Raw genomic sequence first — 18641 nt, 5'->3', positions numbered from 1 at the left:
TCGATTCTTGTGCCTCTTTACAAAACCCTAACAAATAGAAACAATACTCAAGTGTACGTCTGGAAAATTTCAGAGTCCGAGGCGTGGTTGCGCACAGGTTTAGACCTATCAGAAAACTCTAGAAACAGGTTGTTTACCATGAGCTCAGAGCTGCACAGACGTGGTTTTTTAAGCATAAGACACTTACTGAGAGAAGCTGGATATACAGATCAAAATTTATATTATTCAGAAGAAGGAAAACCGCATCTCGATGATGATAAGTATATTTCAATTACACATAGCTACGAATTTACAGCCATTATCATCAGTGAAGTTCCTGTAGGAATAGATATTGAAAAGCTGCGCGAAAAAATACAACGCATCGCTCCTAAATTTATAGGTTATGAAGAGGAATTTGTAAAAGAAGTTCAAGAACCTATAGAATCGCTTACCGTAATATGGGGTGCTAAAGAGTCTATGTATAAACTCTACGGGAAAAAAGGCTTGGGTTTTAAAGCACATTGTTATGTCGAGGATTTTGAGCTAGATATGCAGCACACTATAGCTAGAATAGTTTATGAAAATGACAATCTTAAGTTTGATGTTTATTTCCATCAGTTAGAAAATTTTATGATGGCTTATATACTTCCAGCTCATAATGCATAGTATTTTAAATACGATTCAGTTAGGAGAACGATCTATGGCTTTTCTCCTCGATCCAGAGAAAACAGCTATTGAGGATTTGATAGATGTTTTTGAAAGGGTTAATAAATTACGCTTGCTAGTTCAAGAGAAACTAGAAGTGACTCAATTTTTCATTTTTGTGGGTGGTAGTACGATGCTAGATGTTGATTTAGATTTATGGATCACAGCAGCAAAGGAAATCATCAAGATACCGATTGTTATCTTTCCTGGTTCACATCATCAGCTCAGTGAAAATGCTGATGGATTATTGTTCCTCAACCTCATTTCAGGCGACAATCCAGATTTTCTCATAGGCCATCAACGTCTTGCAGCTTCACATTTAAAAAACACCAATTTAGAAATTATACCTACAGGTTATTTGCTCATTAATGGTGGTCATGAAAGTGCCGTGCAGCGCGTTTCAAAAACAGAGCCATTACTACAAGAAGACATTGAACAAATAGTGAACACAGCATTTGCAGGTCAGTTGATGGGAAATACATTGATTTATTTAGAAGCAGGCAGTGGCGCTATTACATCAGTAAATGAACAAATCATAGAAAGTGTTAGAAATCAAATCAACATTCCTCTTATAGTCGGTGGTGGCTTGCGATCTTTGCAACAACTAGAATCTTGTTATCGTGCGGGCGCAAATTTGCTAGTAGTAGGAACAGCGCTCGAGCAAAACGTAAACTGGAATTAAATTATACTTATGAAAGCATCTATAGAACTCACCATGTCACCATTACAAGATGATTATGAACAACATATCATCGACTTTATAAAAAGGCTTAGAACATCTGAGTTTACGGTATTAGAGAATCCACTGGCGACTCAAGTATATGGAGAATTTGTGCCACTTATGGAATTTTTAACTCGTGAAATGGCACGCAGTATGGAAGAAACCAAAGCTGTTTTATTCTACATGAAAGTGGTAAAAACCGACCGTAGTGAATATGAAGCGTTTTTCTAGATGAATGAGATTATAGAATTCATATTTGGCCAGTACAGAGAATATAGCACGACACATATTATCATCGAGCTAATCGTTGTTGTCACAGCTGTGATTAGTGTTTTATATTCTAAACGTAATAGTATTTTAGTATTTCCATATGGAATTATAAGCACCTTACTTTTTTCTTATTTATTATATCAATGGAATTTGTTAGGCGATATGACTATCAATATCTATTATTTTATTATGAGTGTTTATGGCTGGTATATATGGACTCGTAAAGGAGTTGATAGAGATAAAGCGACACCTATCACATTGACCTCAGTCAGAGAATGGCTTATTGGACTGTTGCTACTAATCGCTGCAGCACTCGCCATCTTTTTTCTTTATTATAAAACAGATCGATTAGAAAATGTAGTTTCCTTTGTGGATATGCTTACTACTGGAATTTTCTTTGCAGGAATGTGGTTGATGGCGCGTCGCAAGTTGGAGCATTGGCTTGTGCTTTTAGTAGGAAATGTTATCTCGGTACCGTTGTATTTTTATAAAGGATACAGCTTCAGTGCGCTACTTTATATATTTCTCGCTATTATTGCTTACTTCGGTTATTTAGAATGGAAAAAATACCTCAACAAGCAGCTTATTCTGGAAAAAGAATAGTGTTATATGGACCAGAAAGTACTGGTAAGAGCACGCTTTCGCGAAAGCTAGCTCAACACTATCATACTGCCCAAATCGAAGAGTTTGCTCGAGAATATCTACAAAACAAGTTTGAAAAAAAAGGAAAAGCCTGTGAATATCACGATATTATTCCTATTGTCATAGGGCAGCGCAACATAGAGAATGAAGCGGTTCAACACGCTGGTGAATATTTGTTTTGTGACACCGATGTGCTGGAGACTTATGTGTATTGTATGGCATATTTTAATCGAGCACCACAAGAACTTGTGGATGCTGTGGAGAAGTCTAGTTATGACTTATATTTACTTTTGCAAGTGGATGTGCCTTGGACTCCAGACGATTTAAGAGATCGCCCAGAGCAGCGCGAGGAAATGTTTGATTTATTTCTAGCTGCATTGCTCAAATTTAAAAAACCATACAAAATCGTTGATGGACTAAATCAAAAGCGATTTGAAAATGCAATAAATGCCATAGAAGAGAAAGTTATATGATCCAATTTACTCCAGTACAACTGGCCCAGCTAGAACGTAAAAACATCACAAAGGAAACCATCTTAAAGCAAATTGAACGCTTTCAAACGGGTTTTCCAATGGTAAAAATGAATCGTGCAGCGGTAGTGAATGATGGAATTTTAAAATTCTCAGATCAAGAGATTCTTTCGCTTCAACAACATTTTGATGAAAAATCGAGTGAGTTAGCTTTATTAAAATTTGTCCCAGCAAGTGGTGCAGCAACTCGCATGTTTAAATTTTTACATGAGTTTATAAGAGATTATGATCCTAGCGAAGACTCTATTAATTCCTTTATTAATAAAAATAAAGCGCGAGAATTATTTACCTTTTTCATAGCACTGGAAAAATTTCCTTTTTATGATGCCGTTATGGAATCTCTTAAAGAAACTTATCCTGACTGGCATGCCAAAGCAGACCGTGAAAAAAAGTTGCTTTTTGTAAAACAAATGTTGCAAGATAATGGGCTCAATTATGGTCACATGCCTAAAGGATTAGTTCCTTTTCATAAATATAAAGATCACAGCGCAACGGCGTTTGAAGAACACCTGTTTGAAGCTAGTGTATATGCTGCCACTAATAATAAAGCAAGATTACATTTCACAATCGCAGAGGATTTTAAGGATCATTTTACAGCAGAGTTTAATCGTATAGAACAAATCGTAGAGCATAAAACAGGAACCGAATTTGATATCGAGTTCTCCCATCAAAAAACATCTACTGACACCATTGCTGTAGATAAAAACAACAATCCTGTCATTACAGAAAATGGAGAACTATTCTTCAGGCCATCGGGTCATGGAGCGTTGCTTATGAATCTTAATGAGATTAATGCAGATATCATATTTATTAAAAATATAGATAACGTCACAGTTTCTTCTCTGGAACAAGAAGTAGGAGCGTATAAAAAAACTCTAGCTGGCTTGTTGCTTAATTTACAACAACAGTGCTTTGATTACTTGGAATTAATAGATGATAAAAAAGTTGATGCAGCATTACAATTAGAGATAGAGGAGTTTTTAACGGGTCAACTATGCGCCGTTTTACCTAGCGATTATAAAAAATACGCCAGAGAATTTCAGCTAGAATATCTTTATAATAGATTAAATAGACCACTAAGAGTATGCGGAATGGTAAAGAATGAAGGTGAACCTGGTGGTGGACCATTCTGGGTTTATAATCAAAAAGGAGAATTATCTATAGAAATAATTGAAGGAGCTCAAGTAGATACCTCAAATAAAAAACAAGTCGCTATTGCTAAAACAAGTACCCATTTCAATCCAGTGGACTTAGTTTGTGCAGTGCGTGATTACAAAGGAAATAAATTTGATTTACTAGAATTTTGTGATGAGCAAACTGGTTTTATCACACACAAATCTAGATTGGGTAGAAGTATTAAAGCACAAGAGTTACCTGGTTTGTGGAATGGTGGTATGGCTTATTGGAACAGTGTTTTTGTAGAAGTACCTCTCATTACGTTCAATCCAGTAAAAACAGTAAACGATTTACTCAAGCCAGCTCATCAAAACTAGATGGATACAAATCAGCTCCATAGAGAAGTAAGTTATAAGGCAACTACTAGTAGTGGTCCTGGTGGTCAACATGCAAATAAGGTAGCGACTAGAATTTTGCTAGAATGGGATGCGACTTCAAGTATCGCTTTCGCGGAAGCTGAACATCAAAGAATTCTTTCTAAACTACAAAACCGATTGACCAAAGACGGCATACTGCAATTGAGCTGTCAAGATTCTAGAAGTCAAGCGGCCAACAAAGAATTGGTTTTTAAACGATTTCTCACAGTATTGCGTGAAGCGTCTCAGGTTCAAAAAGTGCGCAAGAAAAGAACCTTACCACGTTCTGTAAAACGCAAGAGATTGAACGACAAGAAAAAGCACAGCGAGAAAAAAGAAAACAGACGTTTTAAGTATTAGGGAATAATATCACATACCTAGTGACTTTTGTCATCTTTTTATTGAAGACTAGAGGCTTATTTTTGTGTCATGGAATTACAACAAATCATTAAAGACGCAACCGAAAAGGCGATCTCATATGAGCAATACAGAGCTCTAGTAGAAGCACACACCACAAACGGAACAAACAGCGGTGATGAGATCACAGAAGATCTTGCAGAATATACTAAACTCAACAACCAGCGCATGAAGCGCCTGGATAAAACCTTAAAAATCTTACCCGAGAATAAAGAGTTTCTAGAAGCTTTTGATAAAGAAGTTTATTTCTTAATCATTACCGAAAGCTGGTGTGGTGACGCCGCGCAAACCATGCCTATGATGAATAAAGTGGCGCAAGCGGCAGGAGTGGACTTTAAAGTACTCTTACGTGATGAAAATCCCATATTAATGGATCAATTCTTAACTAACGGTGGTCGTGCTATCGCAAAGCTTATTGTCGTAAATAAAAACACAGGATTGCCAGTGACCACTTGGGGACCACGACCTACAAATGCAACAGCCTTAGTCGCTGCTGAAAAAGCTGCTAAAGGAGAATTGACGCCAGAATTCAAGCAGGAATTACAGAACTGGTACAATAGAGACAAAGGAAAAGATACCGAGAATGATCTTGTGGAGATGTTGAAGGCGCTTGTGTAGTCCAAAATATTTTACTAAACCTATGTAAATTTTGATTTATTTAACCATACAGCTATTTACCTTTGAGTAAAAATAGCACCATGAAGGTTAAACATTTATTGTTATTTATTTTAATGTTTTCTTATGCTCTAAATGCGCAAGAGCACAGTGATACAAAAATAGCAAGTCTCATAAAATCATACAGAGAGCTTGATCGCGGACCCTATAAAGAAATCAACTGGTTTTGTGAAGATGGGTCCATAAGAGCAGCTAAAGATCCTTGTCCTGATTCCTTAGGTGGTGGTATTCAACATGCAAGCTATAAAACCGAAGTCATGCAACTGGCAAAAAAAAGGCATGTCTATCTAGGCGAAATCTTAGCGTCCAATGATATTTGGGGTTTTTGGGACGCTCCTTTTAATCATAGCCGTTTAAAACAGTATCAATTACAGCGCTACCTTGAAAGCGTAGATAATGGATGGATCCAAGAAAAATCTAAATTCTATCGAGGCGCAAAACAAATAGAAGATGAGGAAGAATGGGGACGTAAATTTTACTATACCATTCTGTCCAGCAATGAAATCATGGAAAGAGACTTTTTCTTAACTCGAGAAAGCCTGAGAGACTTACCACATGATGGAGACACTAACCTAGCACAAGAGATAAGAAGTGTAAGTAAAATTATTGCAGACAAGTATCCTAAATTTATGGATATACGCATTAAAATACATGGAAATCCAGAGGCTAAAGATATTATAGATGTAAGTAATTGGGTAGAGAATAATAAGTCTAGGCTTAATGAGAACACTTTACAAGATTTTGAAAAACTTCAAGCAGATATGACAGAGTTTTTCAAGCCAGTGAGCGTCGCTGAACTAGTAAAGCTCGTTGCAGACTGGAAAGATGAAAGCTATATCAAGCAACAAACAGATTGGTTTTCAAAAACCTACGCTCAAGAATCTGATCCTGCTATTATCATTCCAGCAACATCAGGTTTGATGTGTGACATACGCACTAATATACTTGAGGATAATCGAGGAACTCGTCGCACCAGTGCGCTTGAATTAAGTTTGCGATTAGAAGAACTTATTTTTCAGAAGGCTTCTCAATGGGAACCAGCTACGATAAGAGAACACATGGATAAAATTCACGCTTTAAGTGAAGCACTTGCCTCGGCGGGATACGTGGAGCAATGGGAATGGGATGCTGTGGAAGATCAGTTATTAGTGGAATCAAATAAGACGATGACGGCAAATCAGTTAATGGATTTTATAAATGTGGCTCGCAATCAGGTTTCATGGGGAACAGGAATGGTTACGAGTATTTATGGAGATGTAGTGGAGGATTATACAGGATTTGAACCACTAGCTTATGGGTTTTATGACGACCGCATACGCAGTTCGCTACTATTACCATTAGGATCCTCGATCGGTGAGTTTTCGGGTTTAATTTCTAGGCAATTAGGTAGTTCTACTTATGTTCCAGTATTAACTAATTCTAGTACTGTAAGAGGTCTCAATCCTGGATATGCACAAGGAGAACTGGTCGTAGTTACTGGTAATGCAGAAGGTATGACCGTAGATCCTAATAAAATCTATGTTTTTGATCATCCACCTAGTGATTTGAAGCCAGTTTCTGGAATAGCAACAGTTTCTGAAGGGAATTTAGTTTCACACGTACAATTACTCGCACGTAATTTAGGAATTCCTAATAGTGCTATAAGCGTAGAAAATCTAGTTGATTTAAAAGAATATCATGGTAAGCAAGTTTTCTATGCAGTGAGCGATCGTGGTGCGGTAGTTATAAAACCAGCAAGTGAGATGAATGATGAAGAGAACTCTCTTTTTAATAAACAGCAGCAAAAAGAAAAGAAAACCATAAGAATATCTGAAGAGAAACTTCGACTAGAAATAATAAAGCCTATTGATATGGCTAGTGTTAATAGTAAAGATAGCGGAGTGCTTTGTGGACCCAAAGCTGCAAATTTAGGCCAGTTAAAACAGCTTTTTCCTGAACAAGTAGTGAATGGTATCATCATACCTTTTGGAGTTTTTAAGGACCACATGTCTCAATCCATGCCAGGAAGTGAAGGTAGTTACTGGGATTTTTTGGAGTCCGCTTTCGCGAAAGCGAGACAATTAAAAGCTAACGGTTCTAGCCATGAAGAAGTAGAACAATACCAGCTCCAGCAATTATCAATACTGCGTAAGGCGATAGAAGTAATGCCTTTAAAAGAAGAATTTGTACTGGATTTAAAAAAGGATTTCAAAAAAATACTCGGTAATGATCTAGGTAAAGTTCCCGTGTTTTTGAGAAGCGACACAAATATGGAAGATCTTGAAGAGTTCACTGGAGCAGGATTAAACCTAACAGTTTTTAACGTGGTTGATGAAGTGAAAATCATGAAAGGTATACGCGATGTATGGGCAAGTCCGTATACAGATCGTAGTTTCAAATGGCGACAGGCATATCTAGAAAATCCAGAAAACGTATATCCATCTATTCTTGTCATTCCTACGATTGATGTGGATTATAGCGGTGTTCTCATTACAAAGGATTTTGTAAAACAAGATCAAAACAGTGTAACCATAGCAATGAGTCGTGGCGCTGGTGGCGCCGTAGATGGTCAGAGTGCTGAAACTTTTATAATCGATCAAGAAGGAAATGGAAGTTTAATTGCACCAGCGAGAGAAAGTAAACAACGCAAACTGCCTGTTACTGGTGGCTCAGTTATGGAGTTTGTAAATTTTAATAAGTCTATACTAACTCCTGAAAACTTGAAAGAGATAAGAGAATTTGCCCAAAAAGCTCATGAAACCATGCCTGGCTCTAAGGATGGTAGTTATACTGGAGCTTGGGACATTGAACTAGGTTTTAAAGATGACCAATTATTCTTATTCCAAATAAGACCATTTGTGGAGAATAATAACGCCATTACAAATAGTTATTTACTAAAGATGGATCAACAAACGGACTATGGAGTAGAGTTACTTTTAAATAAACAAATTGCCTTATAATGAACGTATTAAAATATAGTGTTTCCATATCATTAATTCTTGTCCTCACATTACTGTATCCTATAGATGGCTATAAATCTACAGGTATTAAACGACTCAAAAGGCTGGAAAAGACGCTAGATAGTTCTCTAGTGGAGTATTATTTAAAGCCTGGTTCTTTTAAAATGAGTGATGAGATCAACTTGTGGTTATGTGAAGCAACAAAGCCAGTGGATTCCTTAATGAAAGTTGATCAAGACTTTCAGAAAAGTATGATGCGTTTATTCCCAAACAGTTCAGGATACGGAATCACAGTCATGGATATTACTGACACCGATAATCCTAAGTATGCTGAATTAAATGAGAATTCAGGTTTTCAACCAGGTAGTGTTGGTAAGATTGCGGTTGCAACAGCGTTTTTTAATGAGCTACGTAATTTGTGTCCAGAAGACTGGAGTATACGTCAAAATTTAATGCGCAATAAAGTGGTGAAGTCGGGAAACTGGGGTCTTTACGATCATCACACAGTTCCTTTTGTAAATATTGAAACAGATAAGTTAGTAAAACGCACTGTTGTTTTTAATGATGAATTTAGTCTGTATGAATGGATGGATCATATGCTGAGCGTAAGTAATAATGGTGCAGCGAGTATTGTGTGGAGAGAAGCATTATTGATGCGTGTTTTTGGAGATGATTATTTTGGCCTCACACAGCAACAGGCAGATGATTATTTTGACAATGCAAATAAATCAGAGCTTACTGACATTGCAATTAATCTAGTAAATGATCCTTTGAGAGATTTAGGAATCGCTCATAATGAATGGAGATTAGGTAGTTTTTTCACAAATGGACCTGATCGTTATGTAGGTAGTAAAGGTGGAAGTATAGGAACTCCTAAAGGATTGATGAAATACATGCTTAAATTAGAGCAAGGATGCGTTATTGATGAGGAAAGTAGCTTAGAGATTAAAAAATTATTATACATGACAGATCGTAGAATACGTTATGCTCAAAGTCCACAATTGAATAATGCGGCAGTGTATTTTAAATCGGGCAGTTTATACAGTTGCGACAAGTCTAAATCTACGCCTTGTGGTAAATACATGGGAAATCGATATAATTATATGAATAGCATCATCATGGTAGAACATGAAGATGGCACTAATTATATCGTGTGCTTAATGAGCAATGTGTTGAGTAAAAATTCGGCGGGAGCACATATGTATCTAGCGACTGCTATTGATAAAAAAATACGTGCTATTAATACGCCTACTGCTCCATCAGAGGATTATGTTGATCCTAGTAATGATTAATTAAGCTATTTTGTTCTTTTTACGTTGATGAAATGACTGAATTGCTTGAGACACTACTTTAGCCCTATATGGTGGCAGATTAGATAATATACTGACGCTTATTTTTTCATTTTTAAAATCTAGATATTGTACGGTAGACTCTAAAACTGCTTTCTCAGGAATGAGTAATAGCTTGCCAATCAATCTTGTTCTATCAAATAGTTTAATTTTCTCTTGAAACTCAAAAGAGTCACTATTAATTGTACTTGATTCTAGTTCAAATAAAGGAAATAAAAGATTTTTAAGGTTCCTACTCAGTATGCCGTTGAGGTATTCCATGGCATGCAATCTTGAGACAGTTTCCTCACTCGTCATTCCTTTATAAGCGACAAATACATCTTCGGGATTGTATTGTTGAGAAAGTAAATGGAAGATGATTTCTAGTTGGTCGGTAATGCATTGATCAATGGAGTTCAATAATTTTTCTAAAGTGTTTTTTTCTGGCAACGAAACGATCCCTTCAGTCGTTTCAATGGATCGCTGTAGCACTTTTATGGACCAATAGCTTCTTATCAAATCCTTGTATAAATTGGATTCTTTATCGATAAGTTGCATCAATTTTTTCTTTTTTAAAAGTGACTTCGACTCCTGTTTCCTTAAGCCAAAGAGCATTTCAAACGACTGCTTTTTAACTGAAATATCACATAACTGGGCTAGTTTAAGTAAAGAACGAGTTGCTTTTTTAGTTTTTAAGTGATTCAATAAGTTTAAAAGAACAACTTGATGTTTTGAATTAATATTCTTTTTATGAAATGATTGTTCAATCAGTTCAATAGAACGATTTCCAAATTTCTTAATAGATTTAAATAATGGTTTTCTAAGATTTTCATTATTTAAATGACCTAGAAGTAAGGATAGAAACTCAAAGTCTTTTGTGTGACCAGCTGCTTTTATCGCTGCACTTTGTAGTTTAATATTCGGATGGTTTAGAAATTTCTTAATTATAGGATTATAATTATCAGTAGAGGCATAACCTAGAACCTCAATTAGTCTGCACATCTCTATGGTTTGCAATTCGTTTCCGATAATTTCATTTGAAAACAACTCTATCCTTAAACCTAGATTATATTTCTCTGCAAGTAAAGGATTATCTTGAGATACTTGAGCAAGTGCTAGTAGTGCAGCTGTAGAAATGGATTCGTCTTCATCATCTAAATAATTTTCAAAAAACTGATAAGAGATATCCTCATGTCGCAACAGGTATCTCATTGACGCATTAATTAACGCGTCATTCTCGTTATAAATAAAATCTTGAATTTCTGCTATAGGTTTTGTGCTCACATAATCTATATTATTAATCACTGCAGCTTTTACTTTGTCATCAGGATGGTTAAGTAAGTCCACTACTTGATTTTTTATGGCCGTAGCGTCGAGGTCAGGTATTTTGTTCAACATAGTAATAATGTCTTCAGAGCCACCAGTTTCAAAAATAATTTTCATGTTACTCAATAAAGTCGCATAATTAGTTTTAACCTTCTGAAGTTTTTCTCGTTTTTCAATGCTGTGCTTGAAAATGCTTAAATAGGTACCTTTTACCTTGAAGACAAGTGCAATCCAGACTATAGAAAGTACTACAATAGAAATTGTAATAACATAGTTAGGCAAATCCAGTCCTTTAATCACAAAAATGATAATTAAACCTGCCATACCAGTTGCTAGACTATCCACAACTACATCTATAAAAGTTTTGGTTTTATTCTTTATATCACTAGGAATAGGTAACGCTAGAAGTTCTAGGGCGCTTTTGTGTAGTGATTGTTTAAGACTGCCATCTAAACCCTTTAAAATCACTACTAGCCATAGTTCAGGGACTAAAAACAGTAATAAAGCACAAGCAATGATACCTACAGGTAAAATCATTAAGTTAGTATCAACATTGAAGTGTTCTAAAAATTTCTTAGTAACCAGCAATTGCAAAGCCAGTGAGATAATATTAAATGTACTGAACCAGAACCCAAAGAAAGAAGCCAGCTCCATAGGGTCTTTAATTCTTTCACTTGCTAGATAACTAAATTCATAATCTACCAGCTTTGCTACAATGACGCCTATACCTATTACTCCTGCGAGATAAGTAAGATGTTTAGAATCTAGAATTAGTTGTATGGAAGGTGTTTTAGAAACTTCTTCTCTCTTACGCACATCAAACTTGACTTTTCCTTTATGGCTTAATTTTCTGATTTTGCGATATATAAAAGAACAACTGAGTATCATTAAACTCGCCATAATAATCAATAGACCATTTCCAGTCCATGGAACAAGTATAGAGGTGAGATATCCACCAGCTATTCCGCCAGCTATTCCACCAGCTCCTATAAACCCAAATAATCGTTTAGCTTCTCTAATGTTGAATACTACGTTTGCAAGTACCCAAAACTGAGAGGTAACTAATAAAGCATAGATCCCAACAAATAAGTAGAAAGTATAAACTAAAAATATATTGGAAACATTCAGTAAGACTAAAATACCGATGAGAAAAAAGCAGATGGCAAAAAACCACAGCGTCGATTTTATAATCAGTTTGAGACTAAACCTTTCAAGAAGTTTATGGTAAGAAAAAGAAATTATTACGGCGATAATAGCCGTCAATATAAAAGCAAAGGATAAATCGTCTGCTCCAGCAGTGGATAAAAAAAGTGCATTAATAGTAGGTTTAACTACTAATAATGCACCGATGATAAGAAAAAGGTATAGTTGCATCCATAAAGCGATGGATAACTCCTTTTTTTTAATATCAAATATTTTAGATATGAGCTGGCTTAACTGTTTCAACTGAATTTATGTCTTGCAGCAAGATAGGTGTTTTGCCTAGTGCTACTTCAGCAGGCTTTACTAAATTTCTTATAATTTTTTCTCCATTTGGAGATTGAACCATCGCTACAAGAATGTAATGTTTTTTTCTCTCATCATCCCATACAATCACACTATCACAATGCCAGTTCTTCCATGAACCACTTTTTCTGTACAAATCGGCGTCTGGAGCAATTTGATCTAGTGTATTTACAAATTTATGATGTAGACTAGGATCCTTTAAATAAGATAACATTTCATTACTACGTCTATTGTTGATTAATTGTCCAGTTGCCATTTGGTAGTAAAGTTTAGCAACCGATTCGGTAGTAGCTGCATGACTAAGTCCACGTATAGGTTCTGGGTTTCTTTTTCCTTGAGCGGCATATCGTTTTCCTACCCATAGACCACCATTGCCATGTTGATCATAAAATGGATTTGAAGAGTCACACATTAAATCTTCTATACGTTGAAACCCAACTCTATCGATCATTCTAGTAGATGCGGCATTATTTGATTTGGATATCATCAACCACATATCTGTTTTAACCTCTTGTGTGTATTTTAATTCTCCTTTTTCTATGGCATCCATAGCTGTATATAATACGGCAACTTTAGGCATACTTGCTGCATACATCATATAATCACCATTGATGCTAGCATACCTCACATTATCATTTGATAAGTCCACTAGACTCACAGACAATTGCTTATTATCTATTAAATTTTTCCATCTCTTATTAGAATAAATTTGCTCCTGAAGATTTAATTGAAGCATCGCGTCTTGATAAGTACTAACCTCTTGATTGGCATTTTCGAGATTTAGTAGAGGTCGTTCAGTTGTGTCAACAACACAAGTAAAAAGAACGAGTAATAAAGTAGACACTTTTAAAAGCATAAAGTTATTTAAATTTTGAGTTCAACTATAATATAAACAATAAGAACGCCAAAAGTACATTAATTATTGCCTTTAACGTTTTATAACCAGTACTTTAACAATTAGGTCAATTATATTGAGTTGTACGATGATTTTAAAGTTTTTACAATGTCAATTAAGTAGCTGCGGTGTTAAAATGTTAGAAAAACCAACAGTGTCTACTTCGACAACCCTTTCCGCAACACCTCTTTAATTCCTTCTAGATTTTCGGTAAAATCCATCATCTGACTCAATACTTGAGACATTTGATTCTGTCCGCCTAGGCCGTTGAGTTTGTTGTTTTTTGCAAAAATCACTTTGATGTCTTCCCATCGTTTTTGTTCCTCAGGAGTGATGGTCTTTACGAGTTCTTTGTATTTTAAAAGATTGGCTTCGGCAGCGCTGGTTAGAGTTTGTGATTCACTTTCATAGTGTGACAATAGTAGTGTTTGTAATTCTTTATCATCCATAATAGGAACTACTTTGGCAACCAATTTATTCATATCACGATAAGAACCTTGCAATTTAAAACTAGGTTCAGTACGATAGGCATCTTCCATTCCTGCACTGGCGATGTAGGTTTCATTTACTTTAAGAACTGTATCACGTATTTTCAAAACCTTTTCAAGTACTGCAATATAATCGGCTATTTCTTGATTGCTGTGATTTCCTTTTAATTCGTTATCGCTCGCTCCATTTTGAACTCGGTCAATCAGCGCATAAACATCATCAAAATGTTTATTACTCAACTGTTGCAATACTGGATTGCTAGTCAGTGCATTTTCTACCAGACTAAACTCAAATAAATGAGCCGTATCTCCTATTATATCTCCTAGATTATAAATGTCTGCACGGTTAGCTAGCATGTCTGGGATCTGGAATTTATCACCACTTTCAGTATATGGATTACCGGCCATAATCACACAAAACTTCTTACTACGCAAGTCATAAGTCTTCGGTTTTCCATTATAAACTCCTTCAATCTTACGCGTTCCATCAGAAAGACTTATGAATTTTTGTAAAAACTCAGGATTACAATGTTGGATATCATCTAAATATAACATCACATTATCACCCATTTCAAAAGCAAGGTTTAATTTCTTAAGTTCTTCTCTAGTTGCTGCGTTAGACGCCGCTTCTGGATCTACTGATGTGATATCGTGACCTATCGCTGGACCGTTTATTTTCATAAAAATCAATCCCAATCTGTTTGCCATGTACTCCATTAAGGTGGTTTTACCATAACCTGGAGGCGATATTAATAGCAATAATCCCATGCGGTCCGTACGTTTGGTATCACCTACGGTTCCTAATTGTTTGGCAAGATTATCTCCTATCAATGGGAAATATACTTGGTCAATTAATTTATTACGCACAAACGAACTCAACACTCGTGGCTTAAATTCTTCCAGTCGTAAGGCTTCTTTTAATTCTTCAGTTACCTCGTGTTTTGCTTTTCTAAAAGCATCATAAGCTGGAACTTTGATCGTAGTAAAATGTTCCAGAGTAGTTACAAATTCATGGTAATTGAATTCAAAAACTCCTTCTTCAATCGTTTGATGAGCACCTTTTAAATTACTTATTTTTTCAGTTGGTGAAACAGCAACGGTTTTGTCAGCAGTTAACTCTCCGTAGAGTATTTTTGCTACGCATTCGTCTATGTAGGGTAACCAATTTCGTTCTGTCACACTGAGCTTGTCGAAGTGCGCTTTCGCGAAAGCAGCAATCCAATGCCTCACCAGTTCCACTTTAGAGATCTCGTCTTCACAAGCTTCAAGGCTTTTCTTGAATTTCAAATCGGCATTTTGAGCTTTTATTTTCTTCTCAAATGCTTCTTTCAACTGAATAGCGCTCGTGCTTACCGTAAAATGATTGTTATCCTTGAGCTCATTAAATAAATAACTTGCGATTTGATATTCATTTCCATTTGTCAGACTGAGCTTGTCGAAGTCGGTGTTTGTAACAGACTCAGAACTATCAACACTGCGCTTCGACAAGCTCAGCGTGACATTGCGATTATAGATCTCATTTGCCAGTTCCTCAACAATAAAGTCATATTCTTTACTGTCTGGAAAAACGGATAGTACCTCACCAGCACTTTTCAAAATACGGTTGAGGTTGATGCGTCTTTTATCTTCCAGATTATTCCAAAAAAACTGTGCTTGAGCACGTACATGAGGCGCATAAGTTAGTAATCCTAAATCGTGATCTTTGTGCAATAAAACGCCCAAAATTTGAGCAGCATCATGGTCGTGAACTCCTTTTACATAACCGCCAGAATAGTTACCACTAGCGATTTCTTGCACATGAATAAGCAAATCTGCTGGGCTCATTATTCTCAAGGCTTCTTTATCTCCAGTTTTGAAAATAGAGTAGGCGAGGTATGCCGCACGATAAACTTGTTTGTTCTCTGAAACCAATTCTTGATTCCAGATTCCTTTGGACTGCGTTAGGATCTCGTTATGTAATTCTTGATAGAAATCGGTTCCTGTTAAGTGGTAGAACAGCGCATTATCCTTGAAGACAATGGTAAGATCCAGTTGTTGTTTATTAACACCAAATTTATGTTTCCCCAACTTAATGATACTATCGCCATCTTCATAAAGCTCATTTTTATCCTTGAGCTTTCTCAGAGCATCTTCACGAGCTACTTTAAGAGCGGTTTCAATAGCTTCGGCTTTTCCAGCGTCGTCCAGCTCTTTTAATTGTGCCACGATATCGCGCACCTTATTAATCATCAAATCACTGGCAAAATAACCATTGATTTCTGTTACACTTTCTAAAGATTGAGCTCGTTTTTGAACACCTTTAATAATACGTTCTGCCGCGTTTTGATAAGAAATCGCTTTTTTATTTCGCGCTTCTACTAGGCTATTTTTACGATTGTCAAAGGCAGCATAAACTTCTTCACGTTTGCCTATAATCTCAGTAATATACTCGTCATAATCAGCAAACTTTCCTTCTAGCTCTTCTAGTTGTATAGAAACTTTAGTGAGGAATTCATCACACTTTTCAGGTGTGTTTGCAATATCCAGATAGTTAATAATACTCTGGTCTATTAACTTTAACTGTGCGGCAAAATCAGCTTGGGCTTCTTTTTTACCTACGGTTTTTACTTTGTTTTTAATCGCAGCTTTCACCTGATTAATAGTCGCAAATATCAATGAGATATTCTCAATAATCTTTGTAGAATGTGACGTATCCTCAATATCTAAATTAGAAACTATTTCTATGAGCAGTTCTAGATCTTCGGCAATTTGATTGACCTCTTTTTCAAGGTTCTTAATCTCAATCACTTTTTTAGTAGCGTCTAGCGCTTGTTGCTTTTCGGCAACTGCATCGTGATAAGGTGCTAGTGCTTTATCGTCCAGTAAGAAAGTTACTGCGCGACGTGAGATTAACTCGTTTTGTTCAACGATTTGTTCCTCAATTCCTTTGATAAAATCCGTATCTACATAGCGTATTTCATAAAGTCCTATCGCTTCACCACGCAAACTGCGCAGCTGAGTAAGTAACTCTACAAAATCATTAATGGATTTAAACGAAGTGCTTTTTATTTTGCTGAAAAGCGCATCAGCCTTTTTAGAAATATCTTTAGTGTCGGCAGCCGCTTGCTTGCGCATTTGCTTGACTTTCTCAAACTCGTCTATCGCAGCGTTAGACGCTTTGTTGATTTCGAGAAGTGGTAAGTTGATTTGTTGGGTTTCTTCTTCAGGCAACCAGTAATAAGCATCGAGAATATCTTTAGATGCACGAGCGATATCGTCATATAAACCGCCATAACTATCTTCTTTGTTAAGAAGCGTCAATAGTTCATTTGCTTCGGCCATCGCCTTTACAATATCCTTATTTCCTATTTTATAGAGCATCGTATCTTGATGCTCAGACGGCATGATGTTTCCTTTTAAATAAGGAGTTTGCCATATTTGCATCATGTGATGCTTGGTCTGCTCATCTTCGGTACGGAAATAACACAGTTCACCTTGTTCCAAGATTGTAAACCCGTTACAAATGATAGGTGTTTTAACCGTTTGGTCTATCACGTTATAAGACATCAATACATACAATCCTTGATTAGGATTATAAAATACGTACAGATGATCTTCACCGTTAGGCGATGCTATTTTTTGCTGGAATTTTAATTTTCCAGCATCGCTTGGGAATACATTGTATTCTCCAGTTTGCAAGTAATAGCCACTCGGGAAAATAATTCCTTGCTCATCTGGTAATAACACAGCAGCTTGTGCAATACTGTCTATTTTCTCTACTTCTTTAATCTTGTGATTGTACACAAAATAACGTGGCTCTTCTTGAAATGGCTTGATTTCCAGAACGATGAGATTGCCTAAATCGGCATAACGATACTGACCATCATCAAGTGTCTGGTCGCGGTGTTCTACGTCTTCGCGGTAAATTCCCTGACCATCATCTGTATTATCCTCAACTTTTATGGTTAAATCACCGCCTATAGTTTCTACAAAAACCTTGTCCAATATCGATACATGTCCATGCACACCAGCTCGCTGATTATCACGTCCGGCTTCTTTCCATTGGAATCCATATTGCGCTGGATAACGGTATTCATGCTCACTACGATTATCTACATATTGCAGTCCATCATCGGTAATTAACCATTTGAAAGTTTTGATATCAGTAACCGAATCACTGAGCTGGAATACCATGTGCAGGTAATTCCCCATAATCGCAAACTTTGTAAAAATCGTGTTGCGATAGTATTTGTACAGATTTTCAAAATCGGTTTGAAAGATAGGATCTGTGATGAGATCTAAACCATTACCAGCTTCCTGCCTGCCGGCAGGCAGATCGCGAAAGCGTAATGCATCACCATCCACACCATCACGATCAAACTCATAGATACTAAAAACATCACCTAAATGGACCTCAGTGCGCAGACCAAAATGCACGTTATAACCAAAAATGCTGTACTTGCCAATCGTCACGATATCACGAGCGATACAGTTGTTTTCTGTATTCACACGATCGTTTGCAATCAGGCGCGTCTCCAGCGAACCGAAGACTTTTTTACGTTCTTCATTAAGAGCACTCAGGCGTTGCTGCAAGTCATTTTTTTGCTTGAGCAAACGGCTCTGGATGATCTCGTAAGTTCCTGAGTCTAGTTGTGTGGTGTTAGTTGTATTTTTTTCTGCCATTTGTTTTCTCTATCTGTTTGGACGCA

The 18641-nt window shown here is 36.4% G+C and carries 13 protein-coding genes; 10 read left to right on the top strand and 3 right to left on the bottom strand.

All coding sequences use genetic code 11. The annotated features are described in order from the left end of the window. The first annotated feature begins 51 nt into the window (after positions 1-51). The 10 genes from ACSHWW_RS04405 (at position 52) to ACSHWW_RS04360 (ending at position 9702) form a co-directional block, all read left to right on the top strand. Positions 52-645: a 4'-phosphopantetheinyl transferase family protein gene (locus ACSHWW_RS04405; RefSeq protein ID WP_435681201.1), complete on the top strand. Its 594-nt coding sequence runs from the start codon at positions 52-54 to the stop codon at positions 643-645. Beyond that, complete coding sequence (locus tag ACSHWW_RS04400; protein WP_435681200.1) at positions 638-1366, top strand: geranylgeranylglyceryl/heptaprenylglyceryl phosphate synthase; 729 nt, start codon at positions 638-640, stop codon at positions 1364-1366. Before ACSHWW_RS04405 ends, ACSHWW_RS04400 begins: the two co-directional genes overlap by 8 nt. A gap of 9 nt (positions 1367-1375) precedes the next feature. Further along, the gene (locus ACSHWW_RS04395; protein ID WP_435681199.1) at positions 1376-1636 is read left to right on the top strand and encodes a hypothetical protein; all 261 of its coding nucleotides are present in this window, start codon (positions 1376-1378) and stop codon (positions 1634-1636) included. Beyond that, a complete protein-coding gene (gene pnuC / locus ACSHWW_RS04390; protein WP_435681198.1) occupies positions 1637-2278 on the top strand; it encodes a nicotinamide riboside transporter PnuC in 642 nt (213 codons plus the stop codon). It begins immediately after the preceding gene. After that, the gene (locus ACSHWW_RS04385) at positions 2233-2790 is read left to right on the top strand and encodes an AAA family ATPase (RefSeq protein ID WP_435681197.1); all 558 of its coding nucleotides are present in this window, start codon (positions 2233-2235) and stop codon (positions 2788-2790) included. Before pnuC ends, ACSHWW_RS04385 begins: the two co-directional genes overlap by 46 nt. Continuing rightward, complete coding sequence (locus tag ACSHWW_RS04380; RefSeq protein WP_435681196.1) at positions 2787-4340, top strand: DUF4301 family protein; 1554 nt, start codon at positions 2787-2789, stop codon at positions 4338-4340. The genes ACSHWW_RS04385 and ACSHWW_RS04380 overlap by 4 nt, the downstream gene beginning before the upstream one ends. Beyond that, a complete protein-coding gene (gene arfB / locus ACSHWW_RS04375) occupies positions 4341-4739 on the top strand; it encodes an alternative ribosome rescue aminoacyl-tRNA hydrolase ArfB (protein WP_435681195.1) in 399 nt (132 codons plus the stop codon). A 69-nt stretch (positions 4740-4808) separates the two neighbouring features. Next, positions 4809-5414 (top strand): thioredoxin family protein, encoded by a 606-nt coding sequence (locus ACSHWW_RS04370; RefSeq protein WP_435681194.1) that lies wholly within the window; start codon positions 4809-4811, stop codon positions 5412-5414. 80 nt (positions 5415-5494) lie between these two features. Further along, complete coding sequence (locus tag ACSHWW_RS04365; protein ID WP_435681193.1) at positions 5495-8410, top strand: PEP/pyruvate-binding domain-containing protein; 2916 nt, start codon at positions 5495-5497, stop codon at positions 8408-8410. After that, a complete protein-coding gene (locus ACSHWW_RS04360; protein WP_435681192.1) occupies positions 8410-9702 on the top strand; it encodes a serine hydrolase in 1293 nt (430 codons plus the stop codon). Before ACSHWW_RS04365 ends, ACSHWW_RS04360 begins: the two co-directional genes overlap by 1 nt. Here the strand turns inward: ACSHWW_RS04360 and ACSHWW_RS04355 are convergent, their stop codons facing one another. From ACSHWW_RS04355 to ACSHWW_RS04345, 3 genes are all read right to left on the bottom strand, one after another. After that, positions 9703-12510 carry an NTP/NDP exchange transporter gene (locus ACSHWW_RS04355; protein WP_435681191.1) on the bottom strand — a complete coding sequence of 936 codons (2808 nt, stop codon included), beginning with the start codon at positions 12508-12510 and terminating at the stop codon, positions 9703-9705. Continuing rightward, positions 12482-13426 carry a serine hydrolase gene (locus tag ACSHWW_RS04350; protein ID WP_435681190.1) on the bottom strand — a complete coding sequence of 315 codons (945 nt, stop codon included), beginning with the start codon at positions 13424-13426 and terminating at the stop codon, positions 12482-12484. The genes ACSHWW_RS04355 and ACSHWW_RS04350 overlap by 29 nt, the downstream gene beginning before the upstream one ends. Before the next feature lie 197 nt (positions 13427-13623). Next, positions 13624-18615 (bottom strand): DNA repair ATPase, encoded by a 4992-nt coding sequence (locus ACSHWW_RS04345; RefSeq protein WP_435681189.1) that lies wholly within the window; start codon positions 18613-18615, stop codon positions 13624-13626. Between the last annotated feature and the right edge of the window lie 26 nt (positions 18616-18641).

Source organism: Nonlabens sp., from assembly GCF_051251825.1.
Taxonomy (GTDB): Bacteria; Bacteroidota; Bacteroidia; order Flavobacteriales; family Flavobacteriaceae; genus Nonlabens.
This window is presented reverse-complemented; position numbering and strand designations above follow the sequence as displayed.

Bases quoted from the DNA above. Each gene is read 5' to 3' on its own strand.
- ACSHWW_RS04400 (WP_435681200.1), top strand. From the start codon at position 638: ATGCATAGTATTTTAAATACGATTCAGTTAGGAGAACGATCTATGGCT.
- ACSHWW_RS04395 (WP_435681199.1), top strand. From the start codon at position 1,376: ATGAAAGCATCTATAGAACTCACCATGTCACCATTACAAGATGATTAT.
- pnuC (WP_435681198.1), top strand. From the start codon at position 1,637: ATGAATGAGATTATAGAATTCATATTTGGCCAGTACAGAGAATATAGC.
- ACSHWW_RS04385 (WP_435681197.1), top strand. From the start codon at position 2,233: ATGGAAAAAATACCTCAACAAGCAGCTTATTCTGGAAAAAGAATAGTG.
- ACSHWW_RS04380 (WP_435681196.1), top strand. From the start codon at position 2,787: ATGATCCAATTTACTCCAGTACAACTGGCCCAGCTAGAACGTAAAAAC.
- arfB (WP_435681195.1), top strand. From the start codon at position 4,341: ATGGATACAAATCAGCTCCATAGAGAAGTAAGTTATAAGGCAACTACT.
- ACSHWW_RS04370 (WP_435681194.1), top strand. From the start codon at position 4,809: ATGGAATTACAACAAATCATTAAAGACGCAACCGAAAAGGCGATCTCA.
- ACSHWW_RS04365 (WP_435681193.1), top strand. From the start codon at position 5,495: ATGAAGGTTAAACATTTATTGTTATTTATTTTAATGTTTTCTTATGCT.
- ACSHWW_RS04360 (WP_435681192.1), top strand. From the start codon at position 8,410: ATGAACGTATTAAAATATAGTGTTTCCATATCATTAATTCTTGTCCTC.
- ACSHWW_RS04350 (WP_435681190.1), bottom strand. From the start codon at position 13,426: ATGCTTTTAAAAGTGTCTACTTTATTACTCGTTCTTTTTACTTGTGTT.
- ACSHWW_RS04345 (WP_435681189.1), bottom strand. From the start codon at position 18,615: ATGGCAGAAAAAAATACAACTAACACCACACAACTAGACTCAGGAACT.